The 20,993-nt window shown below is 47.5% G+C and carries 17 protein-coding genes; 7 read left to right on the top strand and 10 right to left on the bottom strand.

Features of this window, described 5'->3' with window-relative positions; all coding sequences use genetic code 11:
- The first annotated feature begins 1 nt into the window (after position 1).
- Together PV783_RS28220 and PV783_RS28225 are read left to right on the top strand one after the other, a co-directional pair.
- Positions 2-754 carry an SOS response-associated peptidase gene (locus PV783_RS28220; protein WP_420990425.1) on the top strand — a complete coding sequence of 251 codons (753 nt, stop codon included), beginning with the start codon at positions 2-4 and terminating at the stop codon, positions 752-754.
- A 13-nt stretch (positions 755-767) separates the two neighbouring features.
- Entirely contained in the window at positions 768-1,586 is an 819-nt protein-coding gene (locus tag PV783_RS28225; RefSeq protein WP_420990426.1) for an AraC family transcriptional regulator, read from the top strand.
- Positions 1,587-1,653: 67 nt separating this feature from the next.
- Here the strand turns inward: PV783_RS28225 and PV783_RS28230 are convergent, their stop codons facing one another.
- The 4 genes from PV783_RS28230 to PV783_RS28245 are packed head-to-tail and all read right to left on the bottom strand — an operon-like array spanning position 1,654 to position 9,106.
- Entirely contained in the window at positions 1,654-2,991 is a 1,338-nt protein-coding gene (locus PV783_RS28230) for an alkaline phosphatase family protein (RefSeq protein WP_420990427.1), read from the bottom strand.
- Positions 2,992-3,008: 17 nt separating this feature from the next.
- Positions 3,009-4,775 carry a RagB/SusD family nutrient uptake outer membrane protein gene (locus tag PV783_RS28235; RefSeq protein WP_420990428.1) on the bottom strand — a complete coding sequence of 589 codons (1,767 nt, stop codon included), beginning with the start codon at positions 4,773-4,775 and terminating at the stop codon, positions 3,009-3,011.
- A gap of 12 nt (positions 4,776-4,787) precedes the next feature.
- On the bottom strand, positions 4,788-8,114 hold the full coding sequence (locus PV783_RS28240) for a SusC/RagA family TonB-linked outer membrane protein (RefSeq protein ID WP_420990429.1): 3,327 nt from the start codon (positions 8,112-8,114) through the stop codon (positions 4,788-4,790).
- 17 nt (positions 8,115-8,131) lie between these two features.
- Complete coding sequence (locus tag PV783_RS28245; RefSeq protein ID WP_420990430.1) at positions 8,132-9,106, bottom strand: FecR family protein; 975 nt, start codon at positions 9,104-9,106, stop codon at positions 8,132-8,134.
- Between the two features lie 169 nt (positions 9,107-9,275).
- Here PV783_RS28245 and PV783_RS28250 point away from each other — a divergent pair, with 169 nt between their 5' ends.
- From PV783_RS28250 to PV783_RS28270, 5 genes are all read left to right on the top strand, one after another.
- Entirely contained in the window at positions 9,276-9,872 is a 597-nt protein-coding gene (locus tag PV783_RS28250; protein ID WP_079470594.1) for an RNA polymerase sigma-70 factor, read from the top strand.
- A gap of 177 nt (positions 9,873-10,049) precedes the next feature.
- Complete coding sequence (locus PV783_RS28255) at positions 10,050-10,259, top strand: hypothetical protein (RefSeq protein ID WP_079470595.1); 210 nt, start codon at positions 10,050-10,052, stop codon at positions 10,257-10,259.
- Between the two features lie 39 nt (positions 10,260-10,298).
- Positions 10,299-10,772, top strand: a complete 474-nt coding sequence (locus tag PV783_RS28260; protein WP_079470596.1) for a PRC-barrel domain-containing protein — start codon at positions 10,299-10,301, stop codon at positions 10,770-10,772.
- A gap of 120 nt (positions 10,773-10,892) precedes the next feature.
- Positions 10,893-11,867: a hypothetical protein gene (locus PV783_RS28265; protein ID WP_420990431.1), complete on the top strand. Its 975-nt coding sequence runs from the start codon at positions 10,893-10,895 to the stop codon at positions 11,865-11,867.
- 109 nt (positions 11,868-11,976) lie between these two features.
- A complete protein-coding gene (locus PV783_RS28270; RefSeq protein ID WP_079470598.1) occupies positions 11,977-12,246 on the top strand; it encodes a hypothetical protein in 270 nt (89 codons plus the stop codon).
- Between the two features lie 55 nt (positions 12,247-12,301).
- Here PV783_RS28270 and PV783_RS28275 read toward each other — a convergent pair whose 3' ends face one another.
- The 6 genes from PV783_RS28275 to PV783_RS28300 all read right to left on the bottom strand — a co-directional run bounded on the left by PV783_RS28275 (position 12,302) and on the right by PV783_RS28300 (position 20,985).
- Positions 12,302-13,333, bottom strand: a complete 1,032-nt coding sequence (locus PV783_RS28275; RefSeq protein WP_336386686.1) for an isoaspartyl peptidase/L-asparaginase family protein — start codon at positions 13,331-13,333, stop codon at positions 12,302-12,304.
- Positions 13,334-13,356: 23 nt separating this feature from the next.
- A complete protein-coding gene (locus tag PV783_RS28280; RefSeq protein ID WP_420990432.1) occupies positions 13,357-14,391 on the bottom strand; it encodes a cyanophycinase in 1,035 nt (344 codons plus the stop codon).
- Positions 14,391-15,788 carry a RagB/SusD family nutrient uptake outer membrane protein gene (locus PV783_RS28285; protein ID WP_420990433.1) on the bottom strand — a complete coding sequence of 466 codons (1,398 nt, stop codon included), beginning with the start codon at positions 15,786-15,788 and terminating at the stop codon, positions 14,391-14,393. The genes PV783_RS28280 and PV783_RS28285 overlap by 1 nt, the downstream gene beginning before the upstream one ends.
- A 12-nt stretch (positions 15,789-15,800) precedes the next feature.
- On the bottom strand, positions 15,801-19,154 hold the full coding sequence (locus PV783_RS28290; RefSeq protein WP_336386683.1) for a TonB-dependent receptor: 3,354 nt from the start codon (positions 19,152-19,154) through the stop codon (positions 15,801-15,803).
- A gap of 111 nt (positions 19,155-19,265) precedes the next feature.
- Positions 19,266-20,342 (bottom strand): FecR family protein, encoded by a 1,077-nt coding sequence (locus PV783_RS28295; RefSeq protein ID WP_420990434.1) that lies wholly within the window; start codon positions 20,340-20,342, stop codon positions 19,266-19,268.
- A gap of 91 nt (positions 20,343-20,433) precedes the next feature.
- Positions 20,434-20,985 carry an RNA polymerase sigma factor gene (locus PV783_RS28300; RefSeq protein WP_420990435.1) on the bottom strand — a complete coding sequence of 184 codons (552 nt, stop codon included), beginning with the start codon at positions 20,983-20,985 and terminating at the stop codon, positions 20,434-20,436.
- Positions 20,986-20,993: the final 8 nt, after the last annotated feature.

Consider the following 20,993-nt stretch of genomic DNA (forward strand, 5'->3'; position numbering starts at 1 on the left):
TATGTGTTACGATATCGCTTTTACCTCCAGCATAGAGAGCATTTTCAAATACCTGCCGCGACTGAAACCCGGCGGCAAACTGGATATCCACTTCGATCCCACCTGGCACAAGATAGGGATGTCTTACCCGCAATGGCCGGTGGTAACCAACAACAACGGATTCAAACTGGAAAAATATACCTGGGGCCCCGTACCTAAAATGCTGGATACCCTGGAAAAAGTAAAACGGCAGCGACAACTTTTCCTGAATGCCCGCAGCGAAAAAGTTCTTGAAAATGGTACGATGTGGAATGCTATCCGGCATCAGCGTTGCCTCGTTCCTGCCAGCGGCTTCTTTGAATACCGGCATATTCCCGGATGGAAAAACAAAGTGGCCTACTATATTAAACCCAAAGAACAGGAACTCTTTTTCATAGCGGGACTATGGGCAATGTCTAACTCCTGGGATGTGGATAAACCCGCACGCATACCCGCTTTCACACTGTTAACCCGCGCCGCTAACCCACTGATGGCACAAATCCATAACGGCGGCGACAACGCCGGCAGAATGCCCATGATGCTTACGACTGAACTTGCAGAACAATGGCTGCAACCAGATCTAACAGATACGGATATACGATCCATCATACAGTATGAACTGCCCGCAACACAACTGGAATGCTGGCCGGTGAATTCTGTCAGAAAAGTAAAGCCCGACGACGCAACAGTAATAACCCCGGCAGCCTATGAAAATTTACCTGCCCTGCAGGTGTAAATAATTTTCACCGATGAAAGACACTGTTATCCCTTTCTTCAAACCGGCTACCACCGGTGGCATTTATATACAGGAAATTGGCGTAATCAACCATCAGGAAGATGCATACCTGTTATTCCTACTCCGGAAAGGCCATTGCAGCCTGGAAATAAACGGGCAGCCGCTTCATATCACTACGCCTTCCTTCGCCTTTGTTCATCCTGGCCAGGTGCATGTATTAAAAGAAGTCGAAGATCTGCAGGGATGGCTTATTTCGGCTGAAGCCTTCCTTATCCCATCCGCGTGCATCAACCTGTTTAAAAGTTTACCCATAAGCCGGCAATGCCAGCCGCTGGATGCAGCTTCACTGCATATGCCGGAACAGCTCTGCCAGCTGCTGTTGCAGCAGTTCAGCCAACCCTCTCTTTTTTATAATAACATTCTCCATAGTTTACTCGAAACATTGTTCCATACAGCAGCAGCATGTTATCCTCCGTGTAATACGCCAGCCACTGCACAAACCGAACCGGAAAAGATTACCAGCCGCTTCAAAGAAGCGCTGGCCGACAAAGGCCGCTCCATGCCCACACCGGAAAGCATGGCGCGTGAACTAAACATAAGCGCCGACTACCTCAGCTACTGCGTTCATACAGCCACCGGGTTTCCCTTATCTCACTGGATCGCGGATACCGTTTTAACCGAAGCCAAAAGAATACTCTATTATACAGACCTCCATATACGGGAAATTGCCTATGAACTGGGATTTGAAAACCATACCCATTTTTCCCGCTTCTTTGTGAAACATACCGGCACTACCCCGCTCCTGTTCAGAAATAAATTCAGGCCATCTTAAACGCCACAAAAAAAGCGGGCGCCCCTCTCACAAGGCACCCGCTTACTATTGCTACGTTTTCAATGCTTTATTTTGTTACCACACCCGCCGGCACTTTGCCATCGGTATTATCCAGCGATAGCCCAAGCAGTTGCGCTACCAGCGGCGCCACATCTGTTACGTTCATTTCTTTCACATGAGCACCTGCCACTATCCCGGCTCCGGAGGCCACAAAGCCGGTTTGTATCTGCTTAAAATCCGGGAAACAACCATGCGTTCCTCCTTTGGCTGCCCGTACCAGCTCCCCGGTAGATGCGCCGCCAATGGTTACGCCATCAGATGCGGAAATAGCCAGGGCCGCGTGTGGATCAGCACCCACTGCATCGAGCTGTTTGCGGGTAATAACCCGGAATAGTTGCTGCTGTGCAGCTGGCAGCGCTTTCAGCAACGCCAGCACTTTCTGCTGTGTAGCCACATCCTTCGGATCTTTCAGATGCAGGAAAGCCGCTCCGCCGGAAGAATGGAACTGTGCTTTCCAGTCGCCCGTTTTGGCATTATTCAGCAATCCGTTTTGCGCCAGCAATACATTCGGGGAAAAGTTTTTGCTGATATTCACAAAACCGTGATCACCGGTAACAATGATGGTGGTACTTTCGTATATCCCTGCCCGTTTGAGTGCTTCTATAATGGTACCCAATGCCCTGTCGGCGCCGGCTACCGCCTTTCTCACCAACAGTCCGTCGCGGCCCTGTTCATGTTCGTAATGGTCCGTGCAGGCCAGGTGCAGCGTAGTAAAAGCAGGCTTATAGGTAGCAATCAGGTAGGCCGACATGCGCGCCACATTTTCATCCAGGATCAGTTCTTCATCTTCCATCGTGAAATCCTTTTCGCCCAGTTTACCGGTGGCATGCTCCTGTACTTCCTGCCACAACGAAACCGGATTGGTTACGGTGGCCATCAGCTCCCGTCTGTCCTTCTTACCAACGGACCATACATCCGGTATGTTGTAATCGATCGGTGCGCCTACGGATACCGGCCAGATTACATTGGCCGATTTTCTACCGGCTTTATGCACAGCGTCGAACAACGTAGGCGTTTTGATACTGTCGTAATAAAAATACCAGATCCCGCTGGCGCCGTTGGGTTCAAAAGGCGTGTTATAGTAAATACCATGCCTGGCCGGCGTAACACCAGTGATCAGCGACGTGTGATTGGGATAGGTAACAGTAGGGAATACACTGTTTACCCCATCTGCATAAGCGCCGCTGTCTTTCATTGCCCGCAGGTTTACCATACCCCAGGAGGCATCGGTATAAAACTCAGGCCGGAAGCCATCAATGGTAATCAGCACCACATGCGAAGCGCGCTGTGCATAAGATGTGAATCCTATCATCAGCAACAGTGCTATACCGGTAATCTTCTTCATACTATTTTTGTTTTACTTTATTTCCATTCAGGATTCTGCCTCAGCTTAGGGTTCAATACCAGCTCATTATACGGTATCGGGTATACGTACTTATAATTTGCCCACTGACGTTCAATATTACTCAGCCAGATCAGGTTACCGCTGTTACCGGCAGATAATTTGGTCTGGTCGTCATCAATCAGGAAGTAGTATACACCCGGCACTTTAGTGGCCGGCGTTTTCTTTACAAAGGATACATCGGGCTTTCCATCTTCATTTAAATCCATCAGGGCATCCATAGCAGGTACATATAAGCCAATATAAGGCTTCAATAGTAAGGAACCAAGTCCCCAGCGCACCAGGTCATAAAAACGGAACCCTTCCAGGATCAGCTCAATCCCTCTTTCACGGCGTACTTCTAGTAACACGGCGTCTGTTACGCTTGCGTTAACATTCGGGAGTGCTGTTTTATCCTTGAAATAATCAATGAGATAAGGATCGGCTGTTACCGGCATCTCGGTATTCTTCAAACCTGCGCGGGTTCTCAGTAATTTGATGGTGCTATTCCAATCGTCCGCGGTGAAGCTGTTCAACTCGGCCTTTGCTTCTGCCTTATTCAGCAATACTTCTGCATAACGGATAATAGGAACAGAGTTATTATTCTCTGCCACACCATCGGTAGCTTTTGAATCCATCGTAAACTTCAGCGGCTGGTAACCGGTATAGGTATACGTAAAATCAGGCGGCGCAATTTGTCCGTCGCGGCTGTATTTCCCCATACGGATAGTTTGCTGCAAACGCAGATCCCGGTTCTTTACTTCTTCATTGAAAGGCAGGTTATCATAACCAGCTTTGTCTGTAAAGCGGCTGCCATCGATGTTCAGATAAGTATCGGTAAATGTTTTAACAAGACTGATCCTGTTACCGTAAGTGGTGCTGGTAAAAAACCAGTTGGCATCATTGAATACGCGCAAGCTTTTATTACACACATACGCCAGGATCACTTCATTCACATTCGGCGTTTCATTAATGAACAGGTTGCGGTAGCTCATAGTGGCGTCGCTGCCGGTGTTCAGCGTATACAGTCCGCTCTTTATCACTTCGTCGGCGGCACTCACCGCGGCGTTCAGCCAGTTGTCGTAACCCGGTGTCTGCGTTCCCGGACGATGCTTACGGTACGTGCCTTCAAATAAACATACGCGCGACTTATACGCCAGCGCCACCCAACGCGTGATCTGTGAACAGGTGTTATCTTTTTTGTTACGGATATTGGCACACGCAAAATCAAGATCAGCCAGTACACTGTCCATTACCATCGTGCGCGGATCACGGCCTTTATACAACTCCGGATCTTCGATGGTCATGGTTTTACTATACCAGGGCACATCACCAAAACGCTTCACCTTTTCAAAGTAAAACATGGCACGGAAAAAACGGGCAATACCGGCATAATGATTTTTAGCTTCGTCAGGAATTTTCGCCTGGCTGTAATGCTCCAGGAAATAATTGATATTACGCAGGTCGCTCCAGCTCCAGCCGCTACTCTGCGTAGCCGAGTAAGCATCGCGCTGAATGAACGTATTCACATCTTTCCCCGCCATATAATCGCTCATCACATCTCCCCTGATAATTGCATTTCCATCAGGTAATATTTTATAGAAAGAAGTAGCATACAGCTGCAGATCCTGCTCTGTATTAAACGCATTATCAGGATCCAGTTTATCAAACGGCTTCAGGTCGAGATCCTTCTTACAGGACACCATCGCCAGGATCAATAACAGGTAAATACTATTTTTCATCTTCATAAACATTAGTCGTTAAAAAGTTACACTTAAACCAACGGTATATGTTTTCAACATCGGATACGACATACCATTACCCGCACCAATGCCCGCGGCATTGTTATTCAACTCAGGATCGGAACCTTCAATCACTTCCGGATCCAGCGTTTTCATTATGCGGTACAACGGCGACCACGTCCACAGGTTCTGACCCGTGAAGAACACCCTGGCATTCTTCATCTTAATCCTTGAAATCCATTCCTGCGGCAGGTTGTAGCCAACTGTCAGGTTCTTTAAACGGATGTAAGCCACGTTCTGCACATACTTTGATTGCTGCACAACCAGCTCTGCATTGGAGTTGAGCGCAGTGTATCCACGGAAGCGCGGGAAATACGCATCCGGATTGGTTTCCGACCAGCGGTTATCCATGATCTCCTGCGGCATCCAGCTATAAGGACGGTTGTATTGCCCCCAGAAAAGAGAGGCATCTGTACCCGGCCACCAGTCGCGCTTACCAATACCCTGGAAGAAAAAGTTCACAAAGAAATTATTCCAGTTAGCGCTACCGGTAATCCCAAAAGCATAACGGGGTTCGGTATTGCCAATCACCTGCTGATCGCCCGGCTTGTATACCGTGCCCTCGCCCTGGTCTATCTTCTTGTTTCCATCAAGATCTTTAAAACGGATATCTCCGGGTAACAACTTATTGGCATTAGACACGCGGATAAACGACTGGTCAACGTCATACTTATTAATTTCATCCTGGCTCTGGAAATAACCATCATTTACAAAACCCCACATATCACCTACGCGCATGCCTTCATAATAAGTGTTGATCAGCTTACTGGGATTGTTGAAACGGGTGATGTATGATTTATAATCAGATAACACCACACCAAATGAATAACTGAAAGGCTTGCTGCCGGCTTTAAACTGATCCGACCAGTTCACCGATAATTCCCAGCCCTTTGTTTGCAGATCAGCATAGTTCCCTTTTGGCACACTGGCGCCAAACACAGCAGGAACCGGTAATCCCACGGTAAACATATTGGTAGTGTTGCGGGTGTATTTATCAAAGGAAACTTTTAAACGGCTGTTCAGCAACGATACATCTATACCACCATTCAGCGTAGTGGATTTCTCCCAGGTAAGACCATTAGGTATCACATTTGGCTGTTGCGTATAATCCGGTATCACACCGTTGATAGCCATCTGCAGTTTGGTCACCGACATGGTTTGCAGGAACTGGTAAGGATTCACATTACCATTACCCAATGCCCCGTATGAAGCTCTCAGCTTTAAATCGCTCACTGCCTTCGGTGATACATTCCAGAACTTCTCTTTCGACACGCGCCACCCGGCAGAAGCAGAAGGAAAGAAGCCAAACTGCTGTGATTCCGGGAACTTGGAAGAACCATCGTAACGGCCATTTACTTCCAACAGGTAACGCTCATCATAGTTATAGTTAAGGCGGAAGAAGCCTCCGAGCGTACGCCATTCATAGCCACCACCTGTGAGCACATAGTTCAACCCATTCATCAGCGAAAAATCGGGCATATTGGGATTAATCAATCCGTCGTGCTGATAATACCGCGATTTGAACAGGGTGTTTTCATAGTTGTATCCAACCAGTAACTTAAAGGTATTTTTCGCTACACGTTGTTCATAATCCGCATAGAGGTTCATGCCGGTATAGGTAGTCCGGTCGTTTTCTTCATTCATCTTACTTTCGCCCCGGGTCAGTGTTTGACCGGGTGTTTTACTGTAGGGCACCGGCGTATACAAACGTGTTTCCACACTGGACGTATAAGCATAGGTGAAGTCGCCGTTCACATGCAGTTTATCATGCAGGAAAGACGTGGTAAAGCGCGACGTATTTCTCAGCATCAGCTGCGTTTGATCGGAATAGTTATTCCCCGTTAAGAAACTACCAAATACAATAGCGGCGTTTTCAGTGAGGGAGCCATCCGGGTTTTTCAGCATGGCAACAGGAAATGCCTCATCCGAAATCCTTCTCCATACCGGCGTATTGCTGGGGTGGTTGAGGATCGGGAAGAAATAAGTGCGTTGGGAGAAGTCGAAATTATTTTCCAGTTTGAGCCAGTCGAACGGCCTTACCGCTCCTTTTGCCCGCACATTATACATCTTGAATTTATCGGGGTTGTACCGGAAGATACCGTTCTGCGACATATACCTGCCGGAGAGATAATATTCCGATTTTGCATTGCCACCGGAGGCGGACAATGTTTGTTCTGTACCGGGGTTCCGGTCTGCATACAGTTCTTTGAACCAGTCGGTATTACCGTAATAAACATAGTTGCCCGTAGTGGGATCGATGTCTGTTTTTGGCAGGGAAGGGTCGTCGTTTCTGCGTTTCAGCTCGTCGAGGTAATCCAGTGAAAAAGGGAATACGCTGTTGGCTTTGGCGGGGTGCGACTTATAATCGTTCCATGCGTAATAGGCTTCATCAAAATTTTTGGCCCATTCGTACCCGTTAGTAACAAACTGTGGTTTAACAGTGCGGTCGTTCAGTGAGTAGTTACTGGAGTAAGTAAGCTGCGTACTATTTTTAGCAGGATTTTTTGTGGTGATGAGTACCACGCCGAAACTACCGCGTGCGCCGTAAATAGCGGCGGAAGCCGCATCCTTCAATACGGTTACACTTTCAATATCGTTGGGGTTTAATAAATTGGGATCGCCGGGAACGCCATCTATAAGTACCAGTGCGCTACCACCTGCACCAATGGAGGTGGTACCTCTTACATTATAGGTAGCGCCGCGGATGGGCTTACCATCCGTGATACGGATATTAAGATTTGGCAATACTCCCTGCAACCCTTTGGTGGCGCTGGTCATGGGCCTGTTCTCAAATACCTCTTTTCCTACCTGGTCTACCGCTCCGGTGAGATTAATCTTCTTTTGGGTACCATAACCAACTACTACTATTTCGCTGAGCGCAGCCGAAGATTCTTTCATCACCACGTAAATAGATTGCTCTTTCTGCGGATCGAGATTGTTTTTGGTAATTACCTGTGTAACATATCCCACATAAGCGATCGTAAATACAAACGGACCTTGCAGATGCGAGTTATCAAAAGTAAATACGCCCTTTGCATCTGTGATGGCAAAGCTTTTCAGGCTATCGGGGCCGCTTTTCAGCTGTACAGAAGCGCCCGGTACGGCCTGTCCTTTTTCGTCTTCAATTAAGCCTTTGATCCATGTTTTCTTTTGTGCCTGTGCCGGCAGCAGGTTGATAAAAGCCATCAGGAGCAGCAGGCTGATAAATTTACAGCCATGCAGGAACCTGTTGGAGTGGTTCAGGGGCAAAGCTCCGCCCTTCACTAGCAGGTAGCGATGTGTCATAATGCGCAAATGTTTAGTTAGTGATTCTTTTCTATACGGTAACCTGTATTTGTTGATGTAATTTTCAAATCGTGCAGCATCGCAATACGATGCAGCACCTGTAACAGTGAATCGGTATCCCGGATTACCCCGGAGAAGGCGATATTATTAAAGGCAGCCGCCTTGAGCTGAATGTTCACATGATATCCCCTGGCAATAGTGTCGAATACATTGGATAACGGCGCCTGGTCGAATGTAGCGGTAAATCCACGTAAGGAGCCAAAGTCGATCTTCGGCGTAACAAGTGTTTTCTCCGGAGTTGGCTGCAAGCGTGCAATTCCCGTAGCAGCATTACAAACCAGCGACTGGCCCGGTGTGAGATAGCGCACCTGTGTATTGGTCTTCACCATTACTTTACCTGTATGGAGAATTACGTTTACTTCCTTTTGTTTACTGGAGATAGTAAAGCTGGTCCCCAACGCGGTGGTGGACACGCCCTCGCTCCATACTGTAAAGGGTTTGGGCGCGTTCGCTGCTACGTTAAAATACCCTTTACCACGCAGCAACACTACCCTGTTTTTTGTACCAAACGGAGCCACAAAGCGGATTTCCGCATCCTTATATAATATTACCTGTGAGCCGTCCGGCAAATGAAGAATCTGCTGTTTGCCGGAAGTATTGGCGATGGCGGTCGTGTCGGGCTGCAGTACTGCTTGTTTGACTGCTACTTTTCGTGCAGGCGGCAGCGTAGTATTAAATATCCACAACGCACCGGCGGCTATTACTACGGCAGCGGCAACAGCGGCGGCACGGCGCAGGTACACCACCCGGCGCTTTTCCCTGATACGGGTGGCTATTACGGCATACATCTCACTTCTTTCTGCAGAAGTAAAGGCATTTATCTCCGGCACTTGCTGTTGCTCATACCAATGATCGTACTCTGCCTGCTCCGCTTCCGTAGCAGTTCCGTTCAGGTATCTGTCCAGTAAATATTGCAGGCGCGATGGCGTCATCAGTATGGGTGTTTGTAATACTTATCACCTGAACGGACATTTACCCCCACTCCTTTTCTCCCAAAAAGAACGAATTCATATTTAGTTAACATTGGAAGAAGTTGTTTACCATAAGTTAACATGGAAACTTTACCCCAGTAGATATCTTTGCAGGCAAAACTGAACGCTTATCTGCTCCGCTGGTCAACATACATGTGATAATTTATGGCAACAAGCCAGGAGTGGCGATACCAAAGCCTTTGAGCTATTATACCGGGCCACCGTTATTTCTCTCAGCAACCAGGCATTCCGTATTCTGAAAGACCGGGAACAGGTAAAAGATATTATACAGGATATTTTTACGAGTTTATATCTCAGGAGAGATGAACTGCCCGGAGATGTTAACATCAGCGGTTATCTTAACAATGCCGTTAAATATAAGGTATCCAACCAGCTGCGTAATAAACTGCTCAAAGAAAACCATCACCAGGTGCTGATCAGGCAGGCGCACCAGCAGGAAGTGGTACAGCCCGTGCAGCTGGAACAGCATGAACTGAAAAACCGGATCGCCCGCAGCATTAATACACTGCCACAAAAATGCAAAGAGGTGTTTATGCTCAATTACTATGGTAATATGAGCTATAAAACGATTGCACAGGAAATGGGCATCTCTGTAAAAACAGTGGAAAAGCACATGAGCAAAGCGCTACAGGTACTACGCCGGGAACTGAAAGAAGAACATTATCTCGGTATCCTGCTGGTAGCAGTGAGTATCTGCACCGGATGATAATTTCCGCAATACGTAGGAAAAACACCCTAAAAAAAATGGCTGAACTCCCCGGAATTACCGGATAAATCCTCCCTAATCAGCCATAGACCAGGAAAATAATGATTTACTGTTTTTTTGTGTGCATTGGTATAATGATTGCCGGACATTGTATGAACCATTCTTAATCCTATAATTATGGCACACTTAGAAGTTCAACCCAGGAAAAAAAATCCGGCGTGGATATGGCTGATACTAGGGCTTGTTATCATTGTTGCTATTATGTTCTTACTCATGCGCAGCAGTAACAACAACCGCCGCGACATCATAACAACTACTGATACTGTTACCACCGCCGATACCGGTAATATGGCGCCAGCAGCGGATACTGCCGGCACACAGCCCTAACGGCCCCTCACCGATTCTTCATCTTAAAAAATCATTACCATGTCTATAACTGCAACTAACCGGCTTGAAGAATTAAGCGGCAGCAAATTTGAAATCGTAGACGGACAGCCCGATGTCAGGCATTGGGAAGTAGAAGACCTGCAGGGAAATAAACTGGGAAAAGTAGATGACCTGCTGTTCAATCCTGCCTCACGCAGGGTACGCTATCTCGTCATCAACCTGAAAGGCAACCGGGTAGGACTCACCGACCGGAAAGTACTATTCCCCATCGGCGTGGCCATCCTGCATGAAAAAGATGATACGGTACTGTTGCCGGAAGTAACGCCTGTACAGATCAGTATTCTGCCTTTCTATGAGAAAGGAGTGATTGTTACGCCCGAAACAGAACAGGATATCCGGAATGTATTTGTTTCACCGGATTCGCATATAGCCGACAGCGACTTTTATGGCCACGACCAGTTTAACCAGGAAAAGTTTTATGGAACCCGGGCGCCACGGGACAACCGCGTATAGTACTTGCCTTAAATAATCGTCCGTTGAACGTTAGCCTGCAAAAGAGAAAGCCTCCGGTCGGAGGCTTTCTCTTTTGCAGGCTACACTAAATACCCTTTATTTGTACACAAATTACTCCGGATGAAATATGCTCTGCTGTGTGGCCTCGTGTTACTTTCTTTTGTTGTAAAAGGCCAGAACCTGGTGAACTACCCTGATACGGCGAATCATTTCTCCGTAGGAATTCCCAACGGATGGCAGGTAATAAAAAACAAACAGATCCCTTCCCTGAAATTTATGGCGCAGCGGAGCACCGCCGACAGCGCCCTTCCGGCGCCGGAAAATTTTATAGTCAACGTAGTGGAAGAACCCCGCTCCAATGTGGATGCCATCGCAAAAAAACTCCTGTACTATATCGGCCGCAATCCCTATTTCAAACTGCTGGATTCCGGCAGCATCGTGAGCGCCGGCAAACGGATGATCTGGCTGGATGAAATACACCTGGAGGGAAACAGGGCCGATACTATATTTGCCAGCATTTTTATTGCGTATGCAGACAATAAAACCTACCTGCTGACAGCCACTACCCTTTCGCCATTTTCCGCCGGTTTTAAGCCCTTATTTCACGAAATAGGACATTCCTTCAAAACAGGCAAAGCAGCGAGGAAAGAACGCCTTAAAATAGCGTTGCCGGCCGGTATTAAATGGACCATGATCACCGATACTGAGGTGGACAACCTGGCCACGCGCCAGTTCCTGCCCGCCGACGAAACCCCGCAGCAATGGACCCTGCTCATCAATGATATGACAATGGAAAATGCAAGGGTCAATAACATTGATCTTGCCGTGAAAAGCTTTTCAGACGCCGCAGTAAGTAAAGCATCCCAGGCAAAGATCACGGTGCTTGGAAAAGAAAATATCCCCCAACGGCGGTGGGCGCTGTTTAAAGTGGAAACACCCGGCGCGGGGAACCCGGAATCACAACTGTATTACGTGATACAGGGACCTAAATCCTTTCACGCCGTTTTTATCGCTAAAAAAACAGAAACTTTGCCGGCTGATTTTGTAAGTAAATGGAGCGCCGTTTTCAGAAAAAGTAAAGTGGTGAATGAATAATTATCCCACAACTGTGTATTTATTTACGCAGCCTTCCCCGTTAGCCCCTTGTAAATCAAGCCGTTTTTAGTGGTGCGATGTTTGGGTCATTTCCTGAAAAACATGCTTTATGACCACACAACCTAAAACACCCGGACCACTCCTCGACGATGATCTTCAACCAGACGATATTGTTAATCAGAAACAACAACCGGTGCCGCAAAAAGGCAACCAGGATGAACAATCACGGCGGGGAGACGATACTTCCGATGAACTATTGGATGAAGAAGATGATGACGTGGAAATAGATGAACTGCTGGAGGAAGAAGATATTACGGATGAGGATGTAGCTGAAAACAGCCTGGAGGAAGATGATTCACCAAAAAGGCCGTTGGAATAAAAAAACACGAACGGATCCGGGTACTACGCCCCGCATCCGTTCGTTATTTTAACACTTACTTATAGATCGCAATTTCAATTTTCCCGTCTTTGGTAACGGCGCCCCGGTACATGCCTTCTGTATTGAACGACATGGTCATATTTCCTTTTTTGTCCAGGGCAATCAAACCGCCATCGCCGCCCATATCACCTACTTTTTTGATCACGGTATTTCCCGCCTGCTGCACAGAAAGTCCTTTATACGCCATGAGGGCCGACAAATCATAAGCCACCACATTACGGATATAAAACTCACCCCAGCCGGTACAGGAAATAGCCGCTGTTTCATTGTTCGCATAAGTACCTGCACCAATGATCGGGGAATCGCCAATGCGGCCATATTTTTTGTTGGTCATACCGCCGGTAGAAGTAGCCGCCGCCAGGTTGCCCTGCTGATCCAGCGCCACGGCGCCCACGGTACCAAATTTATAATCCCTGTTTTTGATGCCCAGTTTTTCCGGGTTCGTATAGGCGTTGGATTTAGCCGCTGCAACAGAATCCTCCCTGATAGCCCTTTGCAGGTCCCTCCAGCGTGATTCTGTTCTGAAATAAGAAGGATCTACTATTTCCAATCCGGCTTCCTTTGCAAACTTTTCCGCACCAGGACCTACCATCATCACATGCTCCGACTTTTCCATCACAGCCCTTGCAGCGCTCACCGGATTACGCACGGTGGTTACACCGGCTACGGCGCCTGCTGCCCTGGTTTTACCATTCATAATAGCGGCATCCAGTTCGTTGCGTCCTTCATGGGTAAACACCGCACCTTTCCCTGCATTAAAAAGGGAATCGTCTTCCAGTACCCTTACAGTGGCTTCCACCGCATCCAAACTGCTTCCGCCGGATTGCAGGATCTTGTAACCTGTTTCCAGTGCTTTCTGTAAAGATGTTTTGTAAGCCGCTTCTTTCTCCGGGGTCATATTCTTTTTAAGAATGGTACCCGCACCGCCATGAATCACCAGTACGTAGGACGATGCCTTTTGCTGCGCCATTACAGGTAAAACAAAAAGTGCTGTCAGAAAAAATAAAATGCCAAACCTGCCTTTCATATCAAATTTTATTAAGAGAATAATCAGATTGCCTTCTTCTTCAACTGTCCGTTTTCCACCCACCACCAGTACCAGGCGCCGCCACTGGCTGTTGCCGCATCAAAATCAGTTACCCGGAAACTGCCGTTGCCGGAGGCACTGGCAGGAATCTCATATACTTTCAATGCCTGCCCGTTGTGGTTCCATTGCAGTGGTTGTCCCGGGTCGCAAAGTTCCGGCTTTTTAAGACTGTCAGTCAGGATAAAATATGCCTTACTCACACCAAAAACCTTTGCCATCCCTGCTTCGTCAATACACACCGCCGTTTTTTCGTCGGGTGCAATACCGCAGGGGAAGATGCCCTGGTCTTTGATAATGCGGCTCATAAAAGTAACATGCCTGCCTTCCCGGCCACGCTTCAGGTAATGCTGATCGCTGATCACGTCACGAAGATAAGGCGCATGCAGGAAATCGTTGTTGTACACTTTCACCAGCGAATCATACGGATTGGCCAACACAGAATCAGACACTGCACTGCCGCCTTCTCCGCTGTAATAAAACCCGCTCAGGATGGCACAGCCCGCGCTGGTACCGCCTACCGGCACCTTCTTTTCCTGCAGTAAATAATTAATCGCATCATTCACTTTGGTGCCCCTCCACTGGTTCATGTAGCGCGACTGATCCCCGCCGGCAATAAACAACATCTCCGCGTTGCGGATAATATTGGCTACCGTATCGTTGTTAGCCAGTTCGCGACTGGTGATATTCAGCGTTTCCACGGAATTTACTTTTCCGAGGGAATCTATGTCACTGTTATAACCACCGTTGCCGGAGGCTGTAAGTACTACCACATCGCCGCCGCCGCTGCGTTCAATCATCCACTGAAAAGCGCCGTCTACATTGCCCCCGCCACCAATCAATGCCACGCCGCCTTTTACCGGTGTGGTTACGTCTGCGGTATCGCCAATAATTCCTATCGAGGCCGGGCGACCGGCAACAGCCGGTTGTTTTGGAACACGCATGTAACAGGCATTTAAACACATAGCCGTTACCGTTAGCACAATCATTATCTTTTTCATCAGTAGCCGGGATTTTGTTTCATGTTTTTGTTGGCTTTGGTTTCCGCATCAGGAATAGGGAATACATATCCCTTCTGGCCGGGTTTTAGCAACACGGCACCCAGGGCGTTGACAGCGTCTTCCGGGTTGCGGGTTACATTCAGGCCCCTTCTTCTCAGATCGAAGAGACGGTGCCCTTCAAAGGCCAGTTCCTTGAAACGTTCGGTATACAAAGCCGTGATCAACGCATCTTTATTGTTGAATGACTGCGGCGTGTAACCATTGATGCGCGCGGCACGCAGGCTGTTCAGATCAGCAGCGCCGTCTCCCACCCGGTTACTTTCTGCCAGTGCCTCCGCACGGATCAGGTACATTTCTCCTGTTCTTAAAAGCTTAATATCCGCCAGGCCCAGGCTGCCGGAAGAACCAAAGTATTTATTCACCAGGTACTCGGAGTTACCGGCGCCACGGGTATCGTCAAACTGTATGTAAGCAGGATAACGCACATCGTTATTCTTATCAAACAGGTTAATCAGTTCAAAGGAAGGTACATACAACGCTACATCCCTGTTGAAATAAGCGCTGCCGATCAGGTCATCATTACTGCCTGCCACCTGTTTCAGTTTCCAGATCACTTCAGCCTCCTTCGTGTCTTTCCAGATGCCGGGAAAATCGCTGGCATCAGCCAGCGGCAACGCATCAATGGCTTCTGTGGCATAAGTTATTGCATCGCTCCATTTTTTGGCGTATAAAGCCACTCTCGCCTGGATAGCAGAAATGGCCGGAAGCGTGATCCTCGTATTATCATCTGCCTCAGCAGGGATCAGTGTTTTAGCCAGCTGCAAATCTCTTTCTATACCAGCTATTACTTCTCCAAAAGTATTCCGTGCAGGAAAACTGTTAACGGAAGTATCCATATAAGGCACTCCCATAGCGGCCGGCTCATATGCTTCTGCATAACTCTGCAATAACTGGAAATGACAATAAGCACGAATAGCTAATGCCTCTCCACGGTACTGATCTTTCAAACCTATCTCATCACCTTTGGCAGGAACATTACTCATAGCGCCCAATACCCGGTTGGCGCGGTCAATGGCAATGTAATATTCCCCGAAAGAAGCGGTAACGGTGGTATTGCTGGGATCCACCCGCCAACGGTAAGTGGCAACGCCGCCACCCGTACCATTTTCACTGGGAAGGGTACACTCATCGGTCATCAGGGATACGCTGTAGATGGTGTTATAGGTAAGACCAGAATAGGCGCCGAGCAGGCCGCCATTCAGATCATTCACCGTCCGGAAAGTTCTTCCCGGATCTATGATACTGTCGGTAGGCGAAAGGTCCAGTTGCTTATTACAGGCAAGTATACACAACAACAACAGGAGTGTAAAAGTATATTTGATATAACGGATTGTCATGAGCTCAATGATTTAAAAATTAACGTTCAGGCCAAAAGTGTAGGTTCGTGCGCTGGGGTAATCAAACCTGCCCTCACCATAGTTATTTTCCGGATCAAAACTTTTCCATTTGGTCCAGGTATACAGGTTCTGCGCCTGCGCGAAAATCTGGATGCCCTGCACAAATTTCAGGTGGGTCATAATTTCTTTCGGGAAATTATAGCCGATATTTACATTCCTTAAACGCAGGTAAGATGCATCCTGGATATCTTTGGAAGAGAATCCCCTGCTGGCGTCAAACTTAGGCAGGATGGCGTTATCGCCCGGTTTCTTCCAGCGGTCATACAACATGCGCACCGACTGATTACTGCTGGCAAAACTTGGGTTTTCGTTGTAATAATCTTCGTTGAGATAGCGCATGGTTTTATCTGCAAACGTAAACAGGGCATTCAGATAAAATCCTTTCCAGGTAACGCCGGTATTAAACCCACCGGTGAAAGGAGGAATATAAGTGCCAAACTCCGCTACGCTCAAAGCCGTTTCATTGTAATCGCTCGTTTTATTACCCGATCTGTCGTAGTACAACGGATCGCCTGTTTGCGGATCCACCCCGGCCCATTTAGGCGCATAGTGTGATCCGTAGGGCAAGCCTACTCTTACAATCTGCGTGGTACCCTGCGTAAATTCACCGGAAGCCCCCAGATCGGTGATCACATTTTTATTATACGCAAAGTTTACTCCTACCGACCAGGTGAAATCTCTTCTCTTCACAATATCTCCCTGGAGATCCATTTCTATGCCCCTGTTGCGCATAGCGCCGGAATTGAGGAACATGGTGGAAAAACCGGAAGTGATAGATAAAGGCTGTTCTATGAAGAGGTTATTGGTTACTTTATTATATACATCCGTTACCAGGCGGATACGGTTATTCATTACACCCAGGTCAAAGCCAACGTTAAATTCTTTGGCATACTCCCAGTCGTAGTTAGGATTACCCGGCTGGTTAGGCACAATGGCCGGATTACCGCCATACTGCTCGGTTCCGTAGGTACGGAAATAAGCAAAGGGGCCAAGATTGGAAAATGGATTGGCAGAAGTACCATAGCTCGCACGGAAGCGCAGGTTATCTACAAAGCTTACATCTTTCAGGAAATTTTCTTTCTTCACTTCCCATCCAACACCCAGGGAATAGAAGCCATGCCAGCGGTTGTCCGGTGGTACGGTAGAAGCGCCGTCGTACCGGTAACTGGCATTCAGTGTATACTTTTCATTGAAAGTATACCGGCCTACGCCAATCCAGGAAGCCAGTGCGCTTTTGGTGCGGCCGCCTCCCAGCAAAGCGTTGTAGGGCGAGCCAGGGGTAATGGCCGCAGGAGTAGCGGGCAACCTGTCGTCCAGGTCATAACCGGTATAGTCAAATGCGCGGTAATTATTCCGGGTAAACTCAAAATAACCGGATACTTCAAAATCATGTTTACCGGCAACTTTTGAATACGTTAACCCGGAAGTGCTCACCAGTGTAACGTTCCTGGTAACGCCTTCTCCAAAACTACCTCTTCCGCCGTTATCTACTTTATAGCCGGAATAGGAATCCGGATTCACATAACGCTCGGTGGTAGTTTCCCTGAAGTCGATGCCCAGCCTGGTTTTCGCTACCAGTCCTTTTGCCAGGATATAATTCAGTGAAGTACCGATAATGCTTTTCAGCTGGTTGTCTTTGCTGCTGGTATTTAATAATGCTTCCAGTGCATTGCTGCCTTCCCGCAGATCATATACCGGGTACACATCATCGTTATAGTTGGTGACGAGGGTACCATCCGGTGCATAAGGATATTCATAAGGCAGGGCGTAGTATACAGCTGCCAGCGGGTTGCTGCCGCTGCTGGAAGCTTCTCTTTCTATAAAGGAAGATTCAGAATAGGCAAGGCCCACGTTGATGTTGGCGGTTAACTTACCGGCGTTGAAATCCAGGTTATTTTTAAAGCTGTAACGTTTCAGTTCAGAACGTTTGGCAATACCCTGCTGATCATAATAATTCACGGAACTATAAAACCGTATGTTTTCATTACCACCGCTTACGCTCAGCTGTTGTTCCTGGAATTTACCTGTTTGCAGGAAAATCTTTCTCCAGTCGGTATTTACATTTCTTAAACTATCGATGATATGGTCTGCTTCCTGTTTTTCCTGTGGTGTTTTATTGGCGTAGTCAGGATTTTTACTGGAAAATTCCCAGCCGGGTCCAAGATTAGCGCCGGTTTCCAGACCGATTTCTTCTTCAAACTGCAGGTGCTGCGCTGAATTCATCATCTGGAATTTTGGCGTGGTCATATTGGAAAAACCATATTGCGATTTATAGGACACTGCTAATCTTCCTGCCTGTCCTTTTTTGGTGGTGATCACAATTACGCCATTGGAACCGCGCGATCCGTATAATGCTTTGGCGGAAGCGTCTTTCAATACGGTAACAGAAGCGATGTCTGAAGGGTTGATACCCTGAAACTGACCTGCTTCAATGGGAATACCATCCATTACATATAAAACGGAGGAGCTGCCATTAATGGTACCTACGCCGCGTACGGTAATAGTGGCGCTGGTACCCGGCTGACCGGAACCCGCAGATACCACCATTCCCGGAACCCGTCCCTGCAGGATCTGGTCGAAGGTAGCCATAGGCACCTGTGTAATTTTATCAGCGCCTACTACGCCGGCGGCGGCGGTAGATTTATCCCTGGCATAATTCGTATACCCGGTAACCGTTACGGCATTCAGCGTTTTGATATCTTCTGTTAATACCACGTTGATTTCACGCCGGTTACCGATAGTTACCTGCTGACTAACATAGCCTACCAGTGAAAACTGGAGCGTGGCGGCATTATCAGGAGCAATGAGCGTATAGGCGCCATCTTCATTGGTAAGCGTGCCGGCAGTGGTGCCGGAGGCACGTACCGTAACACCGGGTAAAGGCAGGTTATCCAGTCCCCGGACGGTTCCCCTGATAGTAATATCTACGGCAGATTTACTTTCTGTACCGGCGTATACTACTACCAGCCCGTCTTCTTTCAGGGAATAGGCCAGGTTGGTGCCTGCAAATGCCTGTGAGAGCACCGCGTCCAATGTGGCTTCCTTTGCTGCTACTGTCACCTTTTTGTTTTCAGGCAGTGTTTTATCATGAAACACAAAGCGGTAAGCTGTTTGATGTTCCAATGTTTTCAGCAATTGTTTGATACTTGTTTCTTTTACCTGCAGGGTGATCGTCTCCTGCGCGAAACAAATAGCCTGCACCTGAAGGCAGGTCAAAAAAAGAAGAACCGTTAATTTCATAGTAAGCAGCAATTTGCCGGTGGGAACAGGTTTCCCCTTCCATTCCAGGAATACAAGTTTTAACATACCTTTGATGTTGGTTTAGTAAATGATCATTCAGGACATTTTCTAGCCTAATTCCGGGGGGAAGTGTTCCACCACTTCCCCCTTTCTTATATTTGGTTGATGTATAATTATTTATTTACTGATAATAATTTCTCCGTTTACCATTTTAAAGCTGAATGGATAAGATAACTGCAGGGCATCCAGTGCTTTCAGGATCGTTTCACTTTCAAAAGTGCCGGAATACCGGTAATGCTTTACTTCTTCATCTGCAAAGGTGACCCGGATACCATACCATTTTTCCAGCTTGCCTGCAATCGCTTCCAGTGGCTCGTTTTCAATTTCCAGCCGGTTTCTTACCCAGGCTATTTCCCTGGCTTTGTGATTTACCGGATCAGCATCCAGCGGCACTATTTTAAAAGGATTGGCCGGTGTTGACAGCCCGGCTGCATTCGTTGTGAATTTCTGATTTGGTTGTAGTATGATCTTCTCTTCCGGTTTGTTGGCCAGCGTAACCTCTACCTTGCCTTTAAACAAAGCAGTTTCCGATTGATGACTGCCGGCATAGGCGCTTACATTAAAAACGGTACCCAGTACCTTAATATCAAAAGCGGCAGTATGTACAATGAAAGGGTACTGCGCATGTTGTGTTACATCAAAAAAAGCCTCTCCGGTAAGGGTTAACTGCCTGTTGGCCTCATTAAAGCCTGCGGCCAGTTCCACGGTACTGTTTTGCCGTAAAATAATGGAGGAACCATCCGGTAGCACGATCGTTTTACGGGGATCATTGCCGGCATTGATAACCACCATGCCTGTTTCGGGCGAGGTGATATCGGCAACAGTATTGGTACGGTTGAACAGGTAAATAGCTCCGGCCAGCAGCAGGATGCCTCCCAATGCAGCGGCATATTTAAATAGCGGATTGATTTTTCTGCCGGAAGGAGTGACAGGCTGCTCTTCCAGGGCTGAATGAAGAAGCTCATACTGTGAAATACCATCCTGCAGGTGTTTCAATTGCTCCAGGCGGTTGCCCTGCCGGGCCGACAGTACCTCAATCATATACCGGGCTTCCTGTACAGCGGCCTTCTTTTCGGGATGGCTGGCCACCCAGCTCTCCCAAAATAATACATCAGTGTCGTTCTCTTCCAGGCAATAGCGCTGGAAAGATTCATCACATGCAAAGTCGGCGGCTTCGAAATCCTGGAAATTCATGTAGGTATGCCTTTGATTATACAGACGGCAAAACCGGCCGTTTTTCCTAAGGGTTTTATAATTTTTTTTCCGGGAGATAGAAAAATGCTGCTTATTTCAGCATTTTCCTTAGTGCTTTGATGGCATCATAAATGGTATTGTAAGCCGTTTTCACCGTTTGCGAAGTTTGTGCGGCTATCTGTTCATACGACAATCCTTCAAAAAATTTAAGCCGTATCAGCTCTATCTGTCGTGGGGTTAGCGCTTTCAGGGCCTGTTGCAGCCGTTGTTTTAATTCTTCATCCTGTTGTACCTGGATAATTATTTCTTCATAGGATAATTCACTCTCTGCTTCTTTATCCGTCATCCGGTGAATGGCGGCATGGATCTTCGACTGGTACGCCAATTGATCCAGCAGCTGTCGTTTCAGGGCGGTAAATAAATAGGCCGGTACATTGGTTACCGGGCGCAGCGTTTGGTGCCGGGTCCAGAGCTGCAAAAACAATTGTGTGATACAGTCCTTTACCAGTTCATCGCTGCCGCAAATTTTTAATCCAAACCGCAGCAAATGTGAATAGGTATTATTATACAGTGCAAACAACGCCTGTTTATCGCCGTTTCTCAGGCGCTCCCAATGAATATTATTGTCTTCTTCATAAGACATAAAAATGC

Source organism: Chitinophaga sp. CC14 (genome assembly GCF_048957795.1).
Taxonomy (GTDB): Bacteria; Bacteroidota; Bacteroidia; order Chitinophagales; family Chitinophagaceae; genus Chitinophaga; species Chitinophaga ginsengisegetis.

Excerpts from the sequence above, each read along its gene's own strand:
- PV783_RS28270 (WP_079470598.1), top strand. The coding sequence starts at position 11,977 with ATGACCACACAACCTAAAACACCCGGACCACTCCTCGACGATGATCTT.
- PV783_RS28275 (WP_336386686.1), bottom strand. The coding sequence starts at position 13,333 with ATGAAAGGCAGGTTTGGCATTTTATTTTTTCTGACAGCACTTTTTGTT.
- PV783_RS28245 (WP_420990430.1), bottom strand. The coding sequence starts at position 9,106 with ATGACGCCATCGCGCCTGCAATATTTACTGGACAGATACCTGAACGGA.
- PV783_RS28285 (WP_420990433.1), bottom strand. The coding sequence starts at position 15,788 with ATGACAATCCGTTATATCAAATATACTTTTACACTCCTGTTGTTGTTG.
- PV783_RS28235 (WP_420990428.1), bottom strand. The coding sequence starts at position 4,775 with ATGAAGATGAAAAATAGTATTTACCTGTTATTGATCCTGGCGATGGTG.
- PV783_RS28230 (WP_420990427.1), bottom strand. The coding sequence starts at position 2,991 with ATGAAGAAGATTACCGGTATAGCACTGTTGCTGATGATAGGATTCACA.
- PV783_RS28300 (WP_420990435.1), bottom strand. The coding sequence starts at position 20,985 with ATGTCTTATGAAGAAGACAATAATATTCATTGGGAGCGCCTGAGAAAC.
- PV783_RS28240 (WP_420990429.1), bottom strand. The coding sequence starts at position 8,114 with ATGACACATCGCTACCTGCTAGTGAAGGGCGGAGCTTTGCCCCTGAAC.
- PV783_RS28280 (WP_420990432.1), bottom strand. The coding sequence starts at position 14,391 with ATGAAAAAGATAATGATTGTGCTAACGGTAACGGCTATGTGTTTAAAT.
- PV783_RS28295 (WP_420990434.1), bottom strand. The coding sequence starts at position 20,342 with ATGAATTTCCAGGATTTCGAAGCCGCCGACTTTGCATGTGATGAATCT.
- PV783_RS28265 (WP_420990431.1), top strand. The coding sequence starts at position 10,893 with ATGAAATATGCTCTGCTGTGTGGCCTCGTGTTACTTTCTTTTGTTGTA.
- PV783_RS28220 (WP_420990425.1), top strand. The coding sequence starts at position 2 with ATGTGTTACGATATCGCTTTTACCTCCAGCATAGAGAGCATTTTCAAA.
- PV783_RS28255 (WP_079470595.1), top strand. The coding sequence starts at position 10,050 with ATGGCACACTTAGAAGTTCAACCCAGGAAAAAAAATCCGGCGTGGATA.
- PV783_RS28290 (WP_336386683.1), bottom strand. The coding sequence starts at position 19,154 with ATGTTAAAACTTGTATTCCTGGAATGGAAGGGGAAACCTGTTCCCACC.
- PV783_RS28225 (WP_420990426.1), top strand. The coding sequence starts at position 768 with ATGAAAGACACTGTTATCCCTTTCTTCAAACCGGCTACCACCGGTGGC.
- PV783_RS28260 (WP_079470596.1), top strand. The coding sequence starts at position 10,299 with ATGTCTATAACTGCAACTAACCGGCTTGAAGAATTAAGCGGCAGCAAA.